This window comes from Halodesulfovibrio sp., from assembly GCF_015482765.1.
GTDB lineage: Bacteria > Desulfobacterota > Desulfovibrionia > Desulfovibrionales > Desulfovibrionaceae > Halodesulfovibrio.
Window position 1 is genome coordinate 136924 of the sequence record NZ_JADMLB010000050.1, and the last position, 19476, is coordinate 156399.

General features: G+C 44.2%; 15 protein-coding genes. 3 read left to right on the forward strand and 12 right to left on the reverse strand.

Annotated features, from left to right (window positions below):
- Positions 1-124: 124 nt before the first annotated feature.
- The 3 genes from QZY95_RS08165 to QZY95_RS08175 are packed head-to-tail and all read right to left on the reverse strand — an operon-like array spanning position 125 to position 2366.
- Positions 125-811, reverse strand: coding sequence for an HD-GYP domain-containing protein (locus QZY95_RS08165; protein WP_290921923.1), 687 nt, complete (start codon positions 809-811; stop codon positions 125-127).
- 50 nt (positions 812-861) lie between these two features.
- Complete coding sequence (locus QZY95_RS08170) at positions 862-1245, reverse strand: DUF1987 domain-containing protein (protein ID WP_290921926.1); 384 nt, start codon at positions 1243-1245, stop codon at positions 862-864.
- Positions 1245-2366 (reverse strand): sensor domain-containing diguanylate cyclase, encoded by a 1122-nt coding sequence (locus QZY95_RS08175; RefSeq protein ID WP_290921928.1) that lies wholly within the window; start codon positions 2364-2366, stop codon positions 1245-1247. Before QZY95_RS08175 ends, QZY95_RS08170 begins: the two co-directional genes overlap by 1 nt.
- A gap of 216 nt (positions 2367-2582) precedes the next feature.
- Between QZY95_RS08175 and QZY95_RS08180 the strand changes: the two genes are divergently transcribed.
- Positions 2583-2969: a DUF4345 domain-containing protein gene (locus QZY95_RS08180; RefSeq protein ID WP_290921931.1), complete on the forward strand. Its 387-nt coding sequence runs from the start codon at positions 2583-2585 to the stop codon at positions 2967-2969.
- 182 nt (positions 2970-3151) lie between these two features.
- On the opposite strand, the gene QZY95_RS08185 is transcribed toward QZY95_RS08180, so the two are convergent.
- The 8 genes from QZY95_RS08185 to fdhF form a co-directional block, all read right to left on the reverse strand.
- Complete coding sequence (locus QZY95_RS08185) at positions 3152-4786, reverse strand: L-serine ammonia-lyase, iron-sulfur-dependent, subunit alpha (protein ID WP_290921934.1); 1635 nt, start codon at positions 4784-4786, stop codon at positions 3152-3154.
- 460 nt (positions 4787-5246) lie between these two features.
- Entirely contained in the window at positions 5247-6656 is a 1410-nt protein-coding gene (gene hydG, locus QZY95_RS08190) for a [FeFe] hydrogenase H-cluster radical SAM maturase HydG (RefSeq protein ID WP_290921937.1), read from the reverse strand.
- Between the two features lie 138 nt (positions 6657-6794).
- Positions 6795-8255 carry a sigma-54 dependent transcriptional regulator gene (locus tag QZY95_RS08195; RefSeq protein ID WP_290921940.1) on the reverse strand — a complete coding sequence of 487 codons (1461 nt, stop codon included), beginning with the start codon at positions 8253-8255 and terminating at the stop codon, positions 6795-6797.
- Between the two features lie 16 nt (positions 8256-8271).
- Positions 8272-9378, reverse strand: coding sequence for an ATP-binding protein (locus QZY95_RS08200; protein ID WP_290921943.1), 1107 nt, complete (start codon positions 9376-9378; stop codon positions 8272-8274).
- 13 nt (positions 9379-9391) lie between these two features.
- Positions 9392-9904 carry a 4Fe-4S dicluster domain-containing protein gene (locus QZY95_RS08205; protein ID WP_290921946.1) on the reverse strand — a complete coding sequence of 171 codons (513 nt, stop codon included), beginning with the start codon at positions 9902-9904 and terminating at the stop codon, positions 9392-9394.
- The gene (locus tag QZY95_RS08215; protein ID WP_365971096.1) at positions 9904-11295 is read right to left on the reverse strand and encodes a [Fe-Fe] hydrogenase large subunit C-terminal domain-containing protein; all 1392 of its coding nucleotides are present in this window, start codon (positions 11293-11295) and stop codon (positions 9904-9906) included. Before QZY95_RS08215 ends, QZY95_RS08205 begins: the two co-directional genes overlap by 1 nt.
- Positions 11295-11885 (reverse strand): 4Fe-4S dicluster domain-containing protein, encoded by a 591-nt coding sequence (locus QZY95_RS08220; protein WP_290921949.1) that lies wholly within the window; start codon positions 11883-11885, stop codon positions 11295-11297. The genes QZY95_RS08215 and QZY95_RS08220 overlap by 1 nt, the downstream gene beginning before the upstream one ends.
- A complete protein-coding gene (gene fdhF, locus QZY95_RS08225; RefSeq protein WP_290921952.1) occupies positions 11870-13969 on the reverse strand; it encodes a formate dehydrogenase subunit alpha in 2100 nt (699 codons plus the stop codon). Before fdhF ends, QZY95_RS08220 begins: the two co-directional genes overlap by 16 nt.
- Positions 13970-16522: 2553 nt before the next feature.
- Between fdhF and QZY95_RS08230 the strand changes: the two genes are divergently transcribed.
- Together QZY95_RS08230 and QZY95_RS08235 are read left to right on the forward strand one after the other, a co-directional pair.
- Positions 16523-17290 (forward strand): hypothetical protein, encoded by a 768-nt coding sequence (locus QZY95_RS08230; protein WP_290921954.1) that lies wholly within the window; start codon positions 16523-16525, stop codon positions 17288-17290.
- Between the two features lie 68 nt (positions 17291-17358).
- A complete protein-coding gene (locus tag QZY95_RS08235) occupies positions 17359-18258 on the forward strand; it encodes a hypothetical protein (RefSeq protein WP_290921957.1) in 900 nt (299 codons plus the stop codon).
- A 567-nt stretch (positions 18259-18825) separates the two neighbouring features.
- Here QZY95_RS08235 and QZY95_RS08240 read toward each other — a convergent pair.
- Positions 18826-19476 (reverse strand): hypothetical protein (locus QZY95_RS08240; protein WP_290921960.1); only part of this gene is annotated, 651 nt, incomplete at its 5' end.

The following is a 19476-nucleotide window of genomic DNA, read 5'->3' on the forward strand; positions in this document are numbered from 1 at the left end:
TACTTCTATCTACGCACACTACAGCGCAAAAGAAATTACAAAAGCAACCATATAAACAAACTGTTCAACCATCCGTACATAGGCACAGCATACAAATCAATACGTAATATACTAAAATAGTAAACTATACTGCCAAATCAACACCACGAATCGACTGAATAAGCTCATTCACACTCTCTTTTATTTCTACAAAGGCAGCAACAATTTCAGGATCAAATTGCGTCCCAGAGCAGCGAACAATCTCCGCCACCGCATCGCTGTAAGCCATAGCATCTCTGTATGGCCGATCCTGCAACATCGCAGACAAACTGTCTGCAACAGCTATTATTCTTGCACCTAATGGAATATCGTATCCACTTATTCCCTCAGGATATCCTTTTCCATCAAAACGCTCATGATGGTGAAGAATAATTTTAACTATTTCACCATTCCCGACAGCCCCCATCACAGGCGTTACGATTTCAGCACCTAACTCCGGATGCTTTTTTATTTCCTCATATTCTTCATCTGTAAGTGCGCTATCTTTTTTCAAAATAGAATCTGGAATTCCGATCTTCCCAATATCATGCAGATGCCCTGCAATATGAAGCAAACGCGTTTCCATTTGCGACAATTCAAGTTGCATTCCGATTGCCTGAGCAATAATGGCAACTTCCTCTGAATGCATACATGTGCAGTGATCCTTAGCATCAATGGCATTACCCAACGATTCTGCAAACAAATGAAGTGAACGCAATACTTCGCGCTGCACACGGCTGTCCGTTTGCATTGCACTCCCCGAAGGTACTGGAGAAACATCCATGATTGTCATAGATCACCACAAAACGTGTGGTTAGAGAGCAGAAACAAAAGATCCCCCGCCTACTGGTAACTTACCAGATTAAATTGGATGTTCTGAACATCTTCCATAAAATCTTCACCGCACTCCAACGCCAATTCGTTATCTTCATGATAATGCCAGTTAACAACAACTTCAGTTGTCAGTGATGCTGCATCTTCTAAAAGATCAAATAATTCTACGAACACTCTGGAACTTGAGCTGTTGATATACAAAACGTCAAAAGACACCTCGACCGTGACGCTATAGACACTTCCAAGGTATACTGCCAGCCACGCAAACATAGGCTTATAAAACTCAATACAATTTTCCGGATAAGATTCTCCGGTAATCACATGTCGATGCGTAATCGGATTAAAATGAATCCGTGGTGAAGACTTTGTTTGCGTGACTATGAACTCTTCCATCAAAAATTACCTGCCTGCTCCAAAGAACAACATTCTACCCTATCGCGCCCTTTGTGCTTTGCAGAATACATAGCAAGGTCAGCTTGTTTTAATAAAATGTCCAATGTGGTTTCAGAACCTTGATAGGCTGTAACGCCAATGCTGACTGTCACAGGTAAAGGGGTATCCCCTTTATCTGCAAAATCCTGCTCACGCATGACCTGACAAACTCGTTCGGCAGCTTTACACGCTGCTTTAAGCTCTGTGTCCGGCAACATAACAACAAATTCTTCACCACCAAATCGAGCCACAACATCTACTTCACGCAATGTACTCCGGAGTGTTTCCGCTACGCCAATAAGCACCTTGTCACCGATATCATGTCCAAACTGGTCATTCACACGCTTAAAGTAGTCGACATCGACCAGCAATAACGAAAGCTTGCTCCCGAACCGCCTGCAACGAACTATTTCCTGTGCAGCGAGCTCAACAAAGTATCCCCTGTTCCATAAACCGGTAAGGCAATCTGTTCTCGCCAGTCGGCACATTTCGCGCATCATTCTTTTGCGTTCAGTAATATCTGCGATAACGCCTACAACGCCCGGAGCCTGTTTTTCTTCCGCGGATTGTGTTTCAATTGCTCCTGCATTGATTTCTGCCCAGACGGTTTCACCATCTGCACAACGGAGCTTTGCCTGCATCCCCCGCACAACACGCTTATTCATTAATGACGTTCGGTATTGTGCCAACATATGCGGATTACTAAAAATGGATGCAATCTCCGGAATACGACACAGCAACGTGTCTGTGCATGAATATCCCAGCATCTGGGCTAAGGCCGAGTTCGCCTCGAGAATAAGTCCCTCGCCGTCAGTGCGATAAATTCCTTCTGTAGCATTTTCAAAAATTCCCCTGAACGTCTGCTCACGCAGTAATAACTCCTCGTTAAGAGAAGAAAGTGCGTTTTGCATCCGATCCCCCATTTTCAATAACCGCTTACTCTGCCGAACCACCTTTTCGTATTCACTCAGCAGGTCACTGTATGCCTGCTCCGCGCCTTCCCCCTGCATTGTCCCGTCCGACAACGCTGAACGCGCTTTGCGAATTACTTTGGCTTCACGGTTAAAAACATTTTCTTTCACAGACCGTTCCTACCTTTTTATATCGCCTTTTTTGATATTGAAATCCATTATCAGAGTCAAGTTGTTAATCGTTTCTGATTATTAGATTGCGGTAATAAATGCGGGAACAGCAATGCCCTGACAGAATGAAAACGTAAAAAAGTATCTTCTGTTCCCTGCCGACAATAATGGCAGACAATGAATAACAATCTCAACTTGCTTTGTCGGGAGGTAGTGATGTCCGACTTGTCTTCTGCTGAAATGCTCTTGCTTATAAGTTCAATCGGGCTGTTCCCGATTGCGCTCTGCTATGGATTATACCCAAGAACAACCTTAAAACGGCTCTACAAGCTCGAAGTTCGCACCATAAATATGCTGAATATTTTTCGTGCGGTCATGTGTCTTTACCTTGCATTTATTGTGTACTGGATGCTTGCCTTCTGGGGTTTTGTCGACACTAAAGCCGCACTCGGCTCCCTCACAGTATTTATGCTCGGACTTGCAGTTGGGCGAACTGTCAGCTGGTGTGTGGACGGAAAAGCTAACGCGTTGCTCGTTCTGTACCTTTTTCTAGAAATCTTTCTTGGATGCACGGGACTTTTCCTTACCCTTACCACGGCATAGTCATACAGTACGGAGACGTTAAAAACTATATTGTGTTTATGTGAATTCCAATCGTACTCATCTTGTTTCTTTGATAAAAAACAAAAAAGGCTCAGCATACCATGCGAGAGCCTTTCTTATTACGTATCTCATTATCTTACCGGGCAGACAAACAATCGTCAGCCACAGACGCAATCTTGCTATCAGGAAGCAAACCGAATTCGATCTACTTCCTCTTTAATACGCATACCCGATGGAGTAGTACACAAACCACCCTTACCTGTGCAGCGTAATGTATCGGGCATAGTATTCCCAACTTCCCACATTGCGCAGATAACATCATCCAGCGGTAAATTTCCTTTAAATCCATGCATGGACAAATTAGCTGACGTAACAGCATTACTTACCGCTCCAACATTTCTTCCTATGCAGGGAACTTCAACCTGTTCGGCAACCGGATCGCAAGTCAGCCCCAATGAGTTCTGCATTGCCAGAGCCGCCGCATCACTTGCAGCCTGCGCCGTACCTCCTGCCATATCAACCAGAGCTCCAGCAGCCATACTTGAAGCCGAACCACACTCAGCCTGACACCCGCATACCTCAGTTGCAAATGTGGATTGCTCACTAATAAAGACGCCAATAAGTCCCGCTGCCATTAACCCCTTTGCGGCGACTTCCATTCGAGATTCTTCCGGAATATTTAATGAAAGAAGAGCACTGAACACTGCCGCAGGAAGTACTCCACACGATCCGGCAGTAGGCGCAGCTACAACACACCCCATGGAAGAATTCAGCTCCATGACGGCAACGGCCATTACTGTCGCCAAATCAAGCATACCTGTAGGAATAAATTTGTGTGTATCAACAGCATGCTGCAATTTTTCAGCAGTCGGAGTCAAAAATCCACGCATCATAAACTTGCCGGTCATACCGACCTCAATAGCATTCTGCATACGTGCAGCAATATCTTTCATCATTTCCAGAACGGCATCTTCATCGACGTTGCCACGCGCTGCTTCATACGCAACAGCGGCTTTCCACAACGGAGCATTATCATGTTCAGCGCACCATTTCAGCATACCTTCAGCACGAGTAAAGGGAACAGAACATGAATCAGAAGCCAGAACAGGCATCACAGGAGCGACTTCACGGAGTAACGCATCACCGCATTGCGACTGGATGGTCTGTAAAAATTTTTCAGACAAGGTATCACGAGTGTGAAGAACAATCACACCGCGCCACGAACGATCTGTTTGTCCATTATCACTAACAATCGTGCCATGAACATAAACACCATTGCTACTCAACATCGTTTTTATTTTACTGCAAAGCTGTTCAATTCCGATGGCTGGTTGTTCAGAGAGCATAATCACCAGTTCGTGGTAATCGCCGGCCATGTAGACCGGACAGCCATTGATCTCCGCCAACTCAATTCTTCCGCCACCTGTAGACAGCGCTTTGACTAAAACGCGCTCTTCATGTTCGTTTGTAATATCCAGAAGAACAACGTTTGGATGATCAACGTTAAAATCTTCCACCACAAACTTCAGATCAATACCTTCACGCTTCACCAGCTCTAAGGCATCTGACAAACGAGGATCTGGAGGAAACATCCCCAGAAGACCGGCTGCAAGTCCTTGATCGGACTTTTGTCCTCTGTACGTGGTTGCAAAAGACCCCATTGTTTCAAAAGTAATTGTAACCTTCGACAACTTTCCGCCTGCAAGCTGACCTGAAAGATTTCCGATACGGCATGGAGCAGCAGTATGTGAGCTGGACGGACCGGTCATTACCGGTCCAATAACCTCATTGAAGATACTGGATGGGAGTTTACTCATACAAGTTCCTTATGTTGCGTTGTCATACTGATATGTGATTTCGAGAAAAACAAGATCGTACATACAGTGCAATATATGGAAAATATATTATTCGATCTTCGAGTAGAAAAGGAGACTACATAAACTGTTTCCGCACTATCAGGTCCCGTTTTACTTCGCTAACGAACCCAAATACATACGGAAGACTTGTCTACACGCTCTAGAAACGCAGGAGAGTAGCAAAATTGCACTGAAATTATCAGGCTTATTTGCATGACCGTAGGAAATATCAACAGTATAAGACCTGATTCGCACCCGTTTACCACAACAACAACCATGCTGAATACATGAATAATTATAAGAGAAGGTGTACTTTTTCTAACATAGGGTAAACGAGGCGTCCTATCTTTGCCATCCTTACTCTTACTGATAGCACATAAAAAAAGGGAGCTGTTTATCAGCTCCCTTCTCATTACTTTAGTTAGAGATACAAATCTCGCTCTCCTTGTTCGATTCGCGTTAAGCGCTCTACAAGCAATTTACGATTGGCATCAGAACCTTTCCCTATCTCTTTTTGGATAAAGGCATGTCCTGCTACGCAAGTCTTTTCACTTGCGTAATCCTGAAGGTACTCACTGAAAGTAAGTAGCGCATTAGGACTACAGAATTTTTGTATAAATCCATTTTTTGCAAGCTTCATAAATTCTTCACCTGTCCGCCCCTCACGGTAACACGCCGTACACCATGACGGTACATACCCATGACCTACTATCTCTTGGATAACTTCATCCAAGCTGCGGTTATCGCCTACGCAAAACTGCTGCACTTCAGGTCGATCAAAATTCGGATCAGAATACGCTCCCGGATAGGTTCGGGAACCGGCACTTAACTGTGAAACTCCCACATCAAGAAGCTGACGGCGCATTTCTTCATTCTCACGGGTGCTCAAAATCAACCCCGTAAAAGGAACTGCCAAACGCAATACAGCCACAAGCCGCTTAAACTGACTGTCAGAAATCGGGTATGGAGGGTTGAAGGCAATATCAGAATTCAAGGCCGGCTCAAGTCTTGGGAAAGACAACGTATGGGGACCGACACCGAAGCGTTTTTCCAACTCTTGCGCATGAGTCAATAACGCAATAGTATCAAAACGATAATCATACAGCCCGAGCAATGTGCCCATTCCTACGTCATCGATACCTGCTTCCATGGCCCGGTGCATTGCATGAAGGCGCCACAGAAAATGTTTTTTGTGCCCCCTTGGATGGAGCTTTGTATATGTCTGGGGATGATACGTCTCCTGAAAACATTGGTATGTGCCGATACCAACATCATGGAGCGTACGAAAGCCTTCGACATCCAAGGGGGCGCAGTTAATATTTACCCGTCTTATCTCGCCACTTTTTTCTGTAACAGTTTCATAGACTGTTTTAACTGTCTCTGCGATCCAATCCGCGCCGAATTTAGGATGCTCGCCATACACCAGAAGAAGACGTTTATGTCCGATACCTTCCAGAATGCTTACTTCCTGACGAATTTCTTCGGGAGACAGAGTTCTGCGAACAAGATCAGTATTCGTATCTTTAAATCCGCAATATGCGCATCGGTTACTACACTCGTTCGTAATATAAAGCGGTGCAAACAAGACCACACGGTTTCCGTAAATGGCCTGCTTCACCTTTGCGGCTGTTTCAAAGATTTTTTCATTAAGCTCAGGATCATCTACCTGCAAGAGACACGCGGTTTCATCAAGCGTCAGCCCTTTTGCTTCCTCAGCTTTAGCGAGGATATCGCAAACGCGTGCAGAATCTGCATGGGCGTTACGGTGAACGATATCCCACACTTTCTGAGTCTCAATAAAATTCTCAAGTCCGTTTATGTCGGTTTTCATTTTTTCTCCAAAAGAAAACGCCACGGCTTTGCTGAAACAAAAGTCGTTAACTCTTCTTATATAATCTAATTTCTGAGCTGCTAGAGTCTGTTACTAGCGATAGACTTCAATCAAAGGGTCTTGAATTCGACAGACACTTTATTGCTCAGATGAAGTTTTTTTATGTTCTGCCAATCTGTAATACAGCATACGAATTGATATACCGAGCATAGCGGCAGCCTTTGTTTTGTTACCGGATGTTGTCAGTAGCGCATTGGTAATATCTTCATCCGTCGGACGGTTACGCTTTTTCTTCACTGCTGCCGCTTTCTGTACGGAAACAGGAACAGGCTGGACAGAAGAAGCTGTTTCCGCGGAGTCTGCCAATATAGCTTCCAGATGTTCGACAGCAAGTTCCGGAGCATCATGCATAACTGACACCCATTCCAAGGTATTTTTCAATTCACGAACATTACCCGGCCAAGTATGTGCCAGCAACAGACGGGCAGCATCCGCGGAAATGCCTGCAAACTGCTTTCCGCGTTTTTTAGCAAACTTAGTAATGAACAGCTTTGCCATCGGAACTATATCTTCAGGACGTTCCCGCAACGGTGGAACAACAATAGAACCAACCCGCAATCTGTAATACAGGTCCTTTCTAAAAAGCCCCTGCTTCATGCGTTCACCTAGATCAAGGTTCGTGGCAGCAATTATTCTAATATCGGTCTCTATTTTCTCAAGTCCACCGACTCTGTAAAAACTGTTATCTTCGATAACTCTCAAAAGCTTAGCCTGAAGCTCAACGGGAATTTCCCCAATTTCGTCCAAAAACAGTGTTCCACCCTTAGCAAGATCGATTTTCCCTTTAGCTCCGCGTGAAGAACCTCCGGTAAAAGCGCCTGCCGTGTATCCGAACAATTCACTTTCGAACAAAGAAGGAGGCAGTGCAGCGCAGTTAATTGCTACAAATGGAAGAGGAGATTTCTCCGCTCCATAATGAATAATCTTTGCGACAATATCTTTACCGACGCCGGTTTCACCCTGAATAAGAACAGGAAGCTCCCTGTCCTCATGGTAGCGTTTTGCCTGTGAAACCACCTGCCACATAGGCTCTGAAAAAATACCTATATCATCCAGCCCAGCCTGCTTTGCCAACTGTTCCTGCAAACGGGAAAGCTCAGCTCTGAAATCACTGGTTGCCTCTGCAACAACCTCGTCGAACTTTCTTGTCAGTCGATCATTTTCAATCAATAAAGACTGATGCTCTGCGACTCTATTCAAAATAGCTCTTAGCTCTTCCAAATTTATCGGCTTGGTCATGTAGTCATACGCGCCAGCACGTAGCGCACCAATTGCTAGTTCCAAATCAGAATGTCCTGTGTACAAAACAACATCAGAACGGACTGAACCGGACAGCTTTTTTATATCCCGAACCAATTCAATGCCCGTTTTACCCGGCATTTGAATATCCGAAAGCACCATCTCAAACTCATGGGTGCGGAATACTTCAAGTGCGCTTTCTGCATCTGGACACGAGGTAACAGCATTCCCAAGCAGAGTCAGATACTCAGCAAGAGAATGTCTGGTAGCCGTATCATCGTCTACAAGAAGAATACGCATGTCCTCATCCTTATTTTTATCCCGCCGCAGGCAAGGTTACCGTTATCAACGCTCCACCCTGCTCATGATTTGATGCAGTTATTGATCCTCCGGCAGCCTGCACAATTGTCTGTACAATGGATAAGCCCAATCCCATTGAACTGCCTGAAGGTTTGGTGGAGAAGAACGGTTCAAAAACTTTCTCTGCAAGTTCCTGCTTAAACCCTGTTCCATTATCTAAAACAGTAAGCGTAACCTCATCATTACCGCTTGCGGTCACATCAATCCAAATTGTTTTTTGCTCTCTGCCGGAGCCTTCCAACGCCTGCATAGCATTTGCTACAAGGTTCGCTACAAGTTCTTCAAAACGAATAGCAGTACCGCTGACTTTTGGAAGCTCCGAAGCAATCTTTACCTCAAGCCGGATTCCTTTTGCTGCAATTTGCGCGTTAATCAAAGAAAGTGCAGATTGCACAGCACTCCCTAAATCGCACCGCCCCGACGCGGTGCTTTGATTTTGGCGCAAATGCTCCCGGAGATGGTTCACGATTGAATCAATCCGATCTACCTGCGCTGCAATATCCTTCAATACCCTATTCAAATCAGCATCCACAGTTTTGGATCGCTCTGCCAGCAACTGAGCAGAAGCTGTAAGGATTCGGATCGCATTTAACGGCTGATTAATCTCATGTGCAATGCCACCACCGATCACAGCAAGAGTTGTCACTCTGCTGGCTTTTTCCATTGCTATTCTCGCTTCAGCAAGCGTTGCCTCAGCCTGCCGCTGCGCTGTCATATCCCGCCCGACAGACTGATACTCTATTACGTTGCCGTGTTCATCAAAGATGCCTTTTGTTACGTACTGAACAAAATGCATGCGCCCGTCAGCGCCACGATAACTCGGCTCTGTTATTATTTCAGGATTATCAGGTGATATTGAATACACCTGCTCAACAATGGAGTCCCGTTCCTCTTCACTCAATAAATCCACAAAATTATATTGAAGCAGCTCTTCAGCAGTTTTTCCATAAAAACGGCACAATGCGCTGTTTACAAACGTCAATCGCCCGTCCGGTCGAAAACGTCTTATGAACTCAGTCTGCTCCTCAACAACAGCCTGATAAATTGAGTTTGAAGAGGTCATGTCGTAGACTCCTTTAGTTATATCCAGCCAATTGAGAAGCGCTCTGTCGCCTTTTCGAAACCGGAATACGCTGAAGGTCTTCTCTACCGAAGACTCTTAATGCCCCAGCTGGACACACTTCAACACACGCCGGCCCTTTTTCACGCCCTGTGCAAAGATCACATTTATGAGCGACAGGCGTTTTTATTTTTCCGGGGATTACCGCAACCTGCATTGCCCCCACCGGACAAGCAGCCATGCACGCCTTGCAACCACAACAACGCTCTGTTTCGACCCGCACAGTATCGCCTTCTGAAACTACTGCTCCAGCAGGACACGCCGCCACACACGGCGCTTCTTCACACTGACGGCATTGAACCGGAGCAGTCACTTCTGCTTCATGGACAATGCTGATTCGTGGAGAAAAGGGAAGCTCTTTGTTCCCAGCTTCAACCATATCTTCATCCATATGAGCGTCCACACAAGCGATTTCGCAAGCCCGACATCCAATGCAACGGGACGGATCAGATAATACAAACGGATGCATTACTCGTGTCCCCCTGCGGCTTCACCATACGTGGTGTGGAGTAACGTGTGAGAGCGGTGCCCCAACGGTTTCTCCAGATAATTTTCATACAACGCTGTAACTGAAGGGTTTCTATGCGAAGCACGCACAGGTAATGCTTTATCATGCACATGCAGACTCTCACGACGGCGTTGAATGGCATCCTGCAAATCTACATGCGGCAACAATTTTGGCTGTCCGCCACCTGCAACACAGCCTCCGGTACAGCACATCACTTCCATAAAATCAAAGTCAGCTTTGCCTGCACGCACATCTTCCAGCAGTTTTGCCGCATGGGCTAAACCGGAAACAATCACAGCACGTACGGTCTTTCCTGCAACGTTAATTGTTGCCCGGGAAATGCCTTCTTCAGTCTTCGTAAATGTTACGCCGCTTTCGTCTACTTCTTTGCCTGTTGTAACGGCAATAGCTGTACGTAATGCAGCTTCCATAACACCGCCGGATGCACCAAAGATAGTTCCGGCACCGGAGTATAATCCAAGCGGAGCATCAAACTCTTCTTCCTGAAGGCTTGTCAGCTGAATGCCTTTACGCTTCAGCATATCAGCAAGTTCGGTAACAGTTAATACCGCATCAACATCCGGCACACTGTCCGCCTGCATTTCGGGGCGTCCTGCTTCAAATTTCTTAGCGGTGCACGGCATCACTGCAACGCTTGCAATCTGTTCCGGCTGCTTTCCTGCAATCTCAGCACCGTAACTTTTAAAAAGTGCACCAGCCATCTGCTGCGGTGATTTACAGCTGGAAAGATGGGATAACTGATCATCCCATGCTGTTTCCATATATCTCACCCACCCCGGACAACAGGAGGTAAACATTGGAAGATTTTCTCCAGATTCCAGACGTTCTAAAAGCTCAGAAGCCTCTTCCATAATTGTTACGTCTGCAGCAAAAATTGTGTCGTATACTAAATCAAATCCCAATCTTCGTAATGCAGCTGCAAGCTGTCCCGGAGTAAGTGTACCAGGTGCCAAGCCGAATTCTTCTGCAATAGAAGACCGAACCGCAGGTGCACACTGAACCATTGAAATTTTATCTGTATCCTCAAGCATGCTTGAAACAGAGCCTTTATCCACTCTAAAGTGCGCTGCAAATAAGGTTGAGGAGTCATCTTCAGGCAGTCCGCGTTCTTTACGAATTGCCGGAATATCGGAAATTGTTTCATCAAAAGGAGAAGCAAATGCAGAACACCGTAATACGCACTGCCCACACATGACACATCGTTCTGTGTCAATAGATTGCGGCTGATGCAACGTACCGACAATAGCATCTACAGGGCAAACTTCAGCACAACGACGACAGCCCGTGCATAACAGAGGGTCAATAGAAACAATGGGGGATGAAACAGACATTACAAAACCTCTCCGGCTCTTGCTCCGGTGCCTTTTAAGGCAAGTGCAGCTTGAATATTACGGCGTCGTTTAATTGCATCAGGATAAATCAAGGCAAGTGCCTGTTCAGGGCACGCTTCAACACAGGCCGGTCCGCCTGCACGATCTTTACAAAGATCGCATTTGCTCGCTAACAGTGCTGGTTCCATTTCAGAACCTTCAGGTGAATTATCATTAGCCACACGACGCATCACTGGTTTCCCGTTTTCCCAGATCTGCCCCATTTCCATTGCTCCGACAGGACAAGTCACAATACAGGTTTTACAGCCTACACAACGGCTTTCATCCACCTGAACACCACGGTCTGTTCTATAAATTGCCGCATTCGGACATACTGCTGCACATGGAGCATCTTCACAGTGCCTACACCCTACCGGAACACGCATTTCGCCAACACAAGTCAAATATAAACGTGGGGAAAGCGGCGCTTGAAGACTTCCTACGGAAACACCGCCTTCAATATGTGCAGCTGCACAGGCAAGTTCACATGCCCTGCAACCGATACATTTTGAAGCAGTAGCAAGAATAAAAGGATTTAAGCGATGTGGCATGATGCATGTTCCTCTATAGATAAAGATTCCACAGAGGTGGACTCTTCAGTAAGTTTACGAATTGCGACAGCACAGACTTTTAATTGAGGAGTACCCGTTACCGGATCTGCCGCAGAGGTTGTTAAAATATTTGCCGGACTTTCAGAAAAGTGGAATGTCATGAACACCAAACCGCGAGGAACTCTTCGAGTTACCCATGCCCGTCCTGTTGCAACGCCTCGACGGGAACGCAGTTCAATTAAGTCGCCGTCAGCAATACCATACTCAGCAGCATCGGCAGGATGCACTTCTACCAGTTCTTCTGGCCATGTTCCCGCAAGCCCAAAACAGCGCCGTGTCATAGTCGCTGTATGATAATGCGCAACGACACGTCCTGTTGTAAGAGTGAGAGGATACTCTGCATCCGGCAATTCCGCAGGTTCTCTATGCTCCAGCGGAACAAACTTGCCTGCCCCTCGCATACAGTTTCCAACATGCAAAATCGGAGTCCCTGCATGAGATTCATCAGGGCAAGGCCACTGGATACCCCCTGCTTCGAGCCGTTCATAGGTAATACCTGTGTGTGTCGGGGTAAGCATGCGCATTTCATCAAAAACATCCTTCACATCAGCATACCTTTCAGGCCGGCCTAAACGCTCAAGCAACTCTGCAAGAATCTTCCAGTCCGGTTTGCTATCTCCAACAGGAGAAACAGCTGCGCGGATTCGCTGAACTCTACGTTCAGTGCTGGTAAATGTTCCGTCTTTTTCTGCAAAGCTTGCTCCCGGAAGAACTACATCAGCAAGCTCAGCGGTTTCGGTCAAAAACAGATCCTGTACAACCAGAAATTCAACATGATGCAGGCAGTGCTCTACGTGATTAATGTCAGGATCGCTTCGCATCGGGTTTTCCCCAAAAACAAACAGCCCTTTCATTTTGTCTTCTTCAATTGCGTTGAGCATCTCAGGAATAGTTCGCCCTTTTTCAGCCGGAATGGTAACGTTCCATGCTTCCTCGAAGCTGCCCCGAACATCATCGTTTGTTACAGAACGATAACCGGTAAGAACATTCGGCAGCGCCCCCATGTCGCAAGAGCCTTGAACATTATTCTGTCCACGAAGTGGATTTACGCCGGTTTTTGGACGTCCGATGTTACCCGTAAGCAATGCAAGGTTAGATACAGCCAGCACGTTGTTAGTTCCTGTAGTGTGCTGAGTAACCCCCATTGTATAATAGAAAGCTGTGTTTCTAGCCCGCCCGATACAGCGGGCTGCTCTGCGGATATCATCCGCGGCCACTTCTGAAAGAGCTGCAACAGATTCAGCATCAAACTTTGCAAGCCCTTCACAAAATTCTTTAAACCCTTCTGTTGATGCTGCAACAGACTCAACATCCACCATACCGGCATTGTAAATTTCCCCTGCGATTGCAGAAAGAAGAGGAGTATCAGTCCCCGGTCTTAACCGGAGCCAAACATCAGCCTCACGTGCTAAATCTATTTCACGGGGATCAATAACAATAAGCTGAGCGCCATTGCGCTTTGCCTGCATCATTCCAAGCCCGATAACGGGATGACAGGCCGTAGTATTTGTACCGATAATACAAACACAATCTCCTGCCCCCATATCCCATAACTCACGAATGGAGTTGGTCATGGAGCCGCTGCCAAGTGATGTAGCCAGACCGGCTACAGTCGGGGCGTGTCAGAGTCGCGCACAGTGATCGACATTATTCGTCCCTATTCCGGCACGAAACAACTTTTGGAAAAGATAGTTTTCTTCATTGGAGCAACGGGCGCTGCTGAAGCCACCTAACGCATCAGCACCGTACAAAGAAGCAATTTCCGAAAACTTGCTGGCAATAAGCCCAAGGGCTTCATCCCAAGATGCAGGCACAAGGACACCGTCCTTACGTATAAGCGGTGTTGTTAACCGATCTTTGTGATGAACAAAATCAAAACCAAAGCGCCCTTTTGAACAAAGAGCACCTTTATTTACAGAAGGTTCCGGTCCTGGAGAAACACTAACAATCCGATCATTGTCTACTGCAAGAGACAATGAGCAGCCAACGCCGCAATAAGGACAGGTGGTAGTAGTATGTTGCATATTCAGTAGTGAGCATTATTCATGCCACAGAGTAATGTTTTTTTAACGTTGTAATATCAGCTAGATAAATAAAAAAAAGATGCACACATGCAGCTTATATTAAAATTGCATGCAAAAAATGCTCTGCAAAGGAACAAATTGCATGCAATAATGTCAAGAAGATTTAAAGACAGGAAAAAGATATTAGTCGTGAGTTGCTGCCAACCTCATACGACACGGAAGCTCATCAAAACATGCCCAAGCCGGTTTCTCGTTTTTTTAATAAGACGAATCTCAAAAATCTGTGCGAGATAAACACTCTGACTATCTAACATTGATAACAATGAGCAGATAAAGTTTACAACCAGTCCTTCCACACTACAAAAGTCCAAATAAAAGCAATTAGATTGGGAAAAGCAAATTAAATGGCATGAAATACCTACTGAATGCGCTAAGATCATGAAGAGATTATAACTCACTGTAACCTTAAGCAGTCCTCTTTGAATATTCTTCTTTTTAAACACGTTATACAACAACCAAACTATATACCCCCTAAAGCTCATAAAATAAAAATGCTCCCTGTTCCGAATGCGATACGGAACAGGGAGCATTTTTATGGAACCTCAGTGTAGTAAGAACACATATTGTTCCTTTACCCCAAATACATCAGCGTGCTGCCCTGTCTGTTGATCCAAAAGGTTCTTGTCGCGTAAAACACTCTTTTTACTTAAAAAAACAAAATACAAAAAAAGCTCTTACACTTTCGTGTAAGAGCTTAAATTGCTTGGCGTCCCCAGGGGGATTTGAACCCCCGTCGCCTGCGTGAAAGGCAGGTGTCATATCTAACGAAAACTGCTTATTCCTTTATTTGCAAAGGGTAGAAAGAAATACTAACGACATTAGCGACAAGAAAAGCAGGAAAATTTACACCTAACTTACACCTTCATGTTAATTCTAAAAGCCATTCATTTTTATCTTCAACCAATCTATGATCATGCTAAAATTTTATAAACATCCAGCTAAGCCATGTTGCTCAAAAGAGCCTACAAACTAACGACGTTTCATTTTTTGTTTTTATTCTCAAATACTTGTTCAACAATATTACTTGCTAAATCTAATTGTTCTATTTTTGAAGATCTTCCCAATTAACTTTTTTCTGTCAGTATATTGAACAGGGTATTGTAGGCCTGTATCCAACAACTCTTCAACTTCTCCCACTAGTTCATTTTTTCAGTTTCGCCCTCGGTACTTGGGAGTATTGCATATCTTTTTAGAAGAAAGAGGCATCTCTCTCATTAAAAATACATACTTAATGTTTGAGCCTTTTGGAATAATTCGTATTGAGTCATCTTCATTCATTGTTAATGCGACTCAGGTAGACTTCGCCCCATGTAGCTAGTCACTTCATTAGATTTAAAAAGTGATCGGATAACTAGCCACAGAATTACAAGAGTCATAATTGGCAAGATCACAGTATTCAGCAAAATGATTGTGAGAAGCGTTAAAAAACTTTTTGTCATAACGACTGTCTTTTCTTTTAATTGCGTTGTCAGGTTACGAACTTTCTTTTTTAGCTCAGAGTAAGAATAGCTACTCGTCGCTTCACTCCACTTACGTTTTGCTTTGCCTAAAAATGATTCTTCAGCCGAACTTGCTTGCAAGTGTGGTAGCTGGGTAAATTTTGCTAAGTAGTTTTTCGCGCTACCAACTGCTCGTTGCAACACTCCCACAGAAGGAGGTAACGAAGACGACTTTTCGGGTTTCACCTTAGGAGCAGCATTTGGGGGAACTACACCTATTGATTCTTGGTTAGGATCAATCTGTCAGAAAGAGTAGCTCACTACTGATGGCATCAATTGCTTTACTATTTTTTTGCAGTGAGTCCTGTGTATATATAATGATGTGCTCAAGAATATTATTTTCTAGAAATATTGAAAACTGAATCGAGGCTGGAACGAGAAGCAAGATGATTATACTTAATGCGACTCCCTGTCTGCCGGCAGCCCCTATGCGATGTTGCAAGTTGGCAGGGAGCCAGACTGAACATGCTAATGCTAAACATGAAACAGGTAGCAAGAATTTTAGCGTGATAGCCCCATTAATGGAAAGAAGCAGCCTTTCGAGAAGAATTGCACCTGAAGCAATCAACAACCAGTCGGATATTTTCTCTATAACGTATTTGCAGGATCAAGAACTTCAGCAGGTGAAATGGAAAACGATGCCCCTAATGAGAAACCAACATCAATGCTCTACAATAAAGAAATAGCAGCATTTAATCCTTTAGCTATGACAAAAGCCCCTGCTGCTTAAAGTTGTTACTCTTCCAAGTAAGCCGTTAAGTAAGTGTTCGCTGAAGTAGCATCAGCAGGAAAAATTAGTGGTGATGCATAGTACGATACACCTGCAGCTATGAATAACGCGCAAGTAGTAATCAATTTGCTTTTTTTAGATAGCCATGAATTTCCCAGATCCATACGCCCCCCCTGCACACCTTTAACTAATTGTTATAACCAGTTATTAGCGATAAGGAAAAAGCAATTAGACAGTATTGCAGAGCAAGAACAAAGAGGAAGTATGAAAAAACGAATCATTACGGTATGCATGATAGCCCTGTTGGCCCTCCCCAATTGTGGATACGCATATACAAGCCAACACTCGTATAGAAGTTTTTATAGGGCGGTCGGTAGTAAGTTTGGATCACTAAATAAGTACTTCCGAAATAATTTTTTGTTTGATGTGCGCTATTCACCAGATTTAGTTGCTCGTTTAAAAAGCTGGCTTGAAAATGATGAACAGTTACATTTTGAAATTGATAGATTTTTAGTTGATCGCCAATTTGTGCACGCCTTACAAAACATTGCAGGGGAATATGCAAAGAAAGAATGGCGATTTCGACATAACAAACGGATAAAAGATATTAACGGAATAAAATATAGCTCAACACAACACGAGCAAGTGCCTTTTGGTGAGACCGATAAATATTATACGCGACGCTTTAACACGCATTGGCCAAATGCCCGACCAAATGGACGTTACCCCGGAAAAAGTTTTTATTGGATGTTCCTTCTTGCTGGTGATGAGTTTCCCACAAATGCCCCTTACTATCCTATCCATCAAGCCGGAACTGGAAGCGTAGGTATCACAAGTACCGCATTGGTTCTTTCTGTAACCGTTGACTTCTATTCAATAGACAAAGGACTGCGGAGTGAAGAACGTGCGAATTCCACACGACCGTTTTACTGGCTGGTACTGCCTTCATGGAAAAAGATTTCAAGACAACCAAACGAAGCAACAGCAGCGCAATATGTTAAAGATCGGTTGAAAATTTGGTTGCCAATTTAGCTTCTTTTAGCCCTGCTGACACAATATGCGTACGACCCTTTTGCAAAGTTGCTCAAAGGAGAGGATGAATGAAAAAGGCTAACATAAGTCTTCTAGTGTTAACCCTGTGCTTCTTAAGTGGTTGTGCGACGTTATTTAAGGATCCAATAGTTCAACATTCATGTTTTAGCCAAGTATACACAAAGACAATCATTATTGACTCGTCTGTAAGCAAACAAGTTGTGTTAGAAAAAATAAAAGAGCAATTGGAGCGGGACACATCAGTTATTCCTGGCTATCACGAGATCTACTACGGAGAGAACTCTTCTTATCAGCCTTCTTTTCACACCCAGGGCGTTTACGTAAGCAGGTTTGTTACAGGTAATAGCAACGCAGAATATGATGTAACGCTAAAATACAAGCGAGGATACAAAGTTGTTGACCCTAGAAGCTCAGAGTATCCAGCTTTATACTCTGATTGGGAACTTTTTGCATACAACAAAGCCCATCTTACCATTACGATCTTTCCAACCGATTGCAGTGTCGTTTATACGATTACAACCTTACCTGAAGTGACATGGAAGGATGAGATATGGGTTATAGAAAGTGTACCGAGCTATCCAATACTGGCAGTTGAACACGATCTACAAGAACGAATTCAGGACATTAGAATCTCAGTACCAAGAACAATTCTGTATTGTGGTGAGGTAACATTAACAAATGATGACGAGACTGCATTTGCTAATGTTAAAAGGATCTTAAAAGATGCTTGTGTTTCAACAAACAATAAAAATGAGATAGAAAAAAGCGGTACGGTGCAAATCAACGGGCTAGAAGCCTCTTTTACAATTTATCCATATAAAACCGTATCTAAAATGGAATATAGCTTTATATACACTTACATTTTTACCGATGACGGTGGTAATACGTTAGATGACAACATTCAGTTCAAGATAGAAACACAATTAACCGATATTATGAATAGGTAATAAATGGTGAGATCAGTGCAGTGCCCCCTGCAAAATAATGCAGATGGCGCTAAACGCATTTCCTGTAGTGCTATAAGCTGCTAATAAACGGCCTACTATTATGCACCCCGCTTCCGTAAGTTCGCAAACCGTTAATGACACCTTTGGCTGGAGCAGATGTTTACCTGGGGAAATAAGTCCATGCCCTGGCAGTACTGCCATAAATTCTGTTCGCAGGAAGCTTACACGTTAATGGACATGGTTTTTCATCCAGTTCCTTTTTTAAGTCATACCTCACCGTCTAAAAAACGATCTACTTCAAAAAGAAATTGTACATCATTTTCTAGCCAACTTTTCAACCGCGCAACCAGATCTTGCGAGTTACTGACAAAAAAGAAAAAGTTATTTTGAAAATAAAGATCTAACTCACCAAACTTATTGCCCACCGCTTCATAACAAACTTGAATAAGTATGCTGGGTAATTCCTGCTGCAGCGATAGTTACTCCACTAATGGCAAATAACAGAACAACACAACATTTTTCGAAACTTGGCACTAATCACAAAATCAACCACAACTATTCAAAATGTTACATCGACATCCCACCATCTACCTTCTTACTAATCCCAGAACTCTTGCTTTTCCCTGAAGAATTCGCTTGATGACCAGTTATTTTACTCGAACCTTTTAATTTAGAGATTCCTTCCGCGCTAGCGCTTACATTTGCCTCATGCCCCTTACTAGTATGGGATGCTTTATTATCTTTAGAAGCATATTTTTTTAAACCAGCAAGGCCAGATTGAGGATGATTGTTGTCATGGACTTTACCATCTGTTTTTTTTGGTGAATCATTTGCAGTCACAGCATGTTTCTTTCCCTTGCCCTCAGCTTGATGACCTATTTGTGAATCACCTTTTCTAGCGCCAGCCTTCAAACCGTCCAAATTTGCTTTTGAAGCACTAGCTTCGATACGAATCTTCGGAGAGTCTGAGTTGCCTGATTTCTGTTGCGGGGCTGCACTATTCTTTACAGGCGCTTTCTGGTGGGCGCCATCTTTCGACGCTACTTCTGGAGTACTTTTGCCGTTCGTATTAGCCGCTTGAGTCTTTGGCGATGTTTTTCCTGTTGACACTTTGGAAATACTGCTTTCTTGAACTGAGGTATGCGAATTACTCTGCGCAGTTCCCTTCAATCCTTCCAAGTTGGATCTTAAAGCACTAGCTTCGGTACGAGGCTTCGG

Coding starts and splice junctions, on each gene's coding strand:
- QZY95_RS08165 (WP_290921923.1), bottom strand. CDS start 811: ATGACAATCATGGATGTTTCTCCAGTACCTTCGGGGAGTGCAATGCAA.
- QZY95_RS08170 (WP_290921926.1), bottom strand. CDS start 1,245: ATGGAAGAGTTCATAGTCACGCAAACAAAGTCTTCACCACGGATTCAT.
- QZY95_RS08180 (WP_290921931.1), top strand. CDS start 2,583: ATGTCCGACTTGTCTTCTGCTGAAATGCTCTTGCTTATAAGTTCAATC.
- QZY95_RS08185 (WP_290921934.1), bottom strand. CDS start 4,786: ATGAGTAAACTCCCATCCAGTATCTTCAATGAGGTTATTGGACCGGTA.
- hydG (WP_290921937.1), bottom strand. CDS start 6,656: ATGAAAACCGACATAAACGGACTTGAGAATTTTATTGAGACTCAGAAA.
- QZY95_RS08195 (WP_290921940.1), bottom strand. CDS start 8,255: ATGCGTATTCTTCTTGTAGACGATGATACGGCTACCAGACATTCTCTT.
- QZY95_RS08200 (WP_290921943.1), bottom strand. CDS start 9,378: ATGACCTCTTCAAACTCAATTTATCAGGCTGTTGTTGAGGAGCAGACT.
- QZY95_RS08205 (WP_290921946.1), bottom strand. CDS start 9,904: ATGCATCCGTTTGTATTATCTGATCCGTCCCGTTGCATTGGATGTCGG.
- QZY95_RS08215 (WP_365971096.1), bottom strand. CDS start 11,295: ATGTCTGTTTCATCCCCCATTGTTTCTATTGACCCTCTGTTATGCACG.
- QZY95_RS08220 (WP_290921949.1), bottom strand. CDS start 11,885: ATGCCACATCGCTTAAATCCTTTTATTCTTGCTACTGCTTCAAAATGT.
- QZY95_RS08230 (WP_290921954.1), top strand. CDS start 16,523: ATGAAAAAACGAATCATTACGGTATGCATGATAGCCCTGTTGGCCCTC.
- QZY95_RS08235 (WP_290921957.1), top strand. CDS start 17,359: ATGAAAAAGGCTAACATAAGTCTTCTAGTGTTAACCCTGTGCTTCTTA.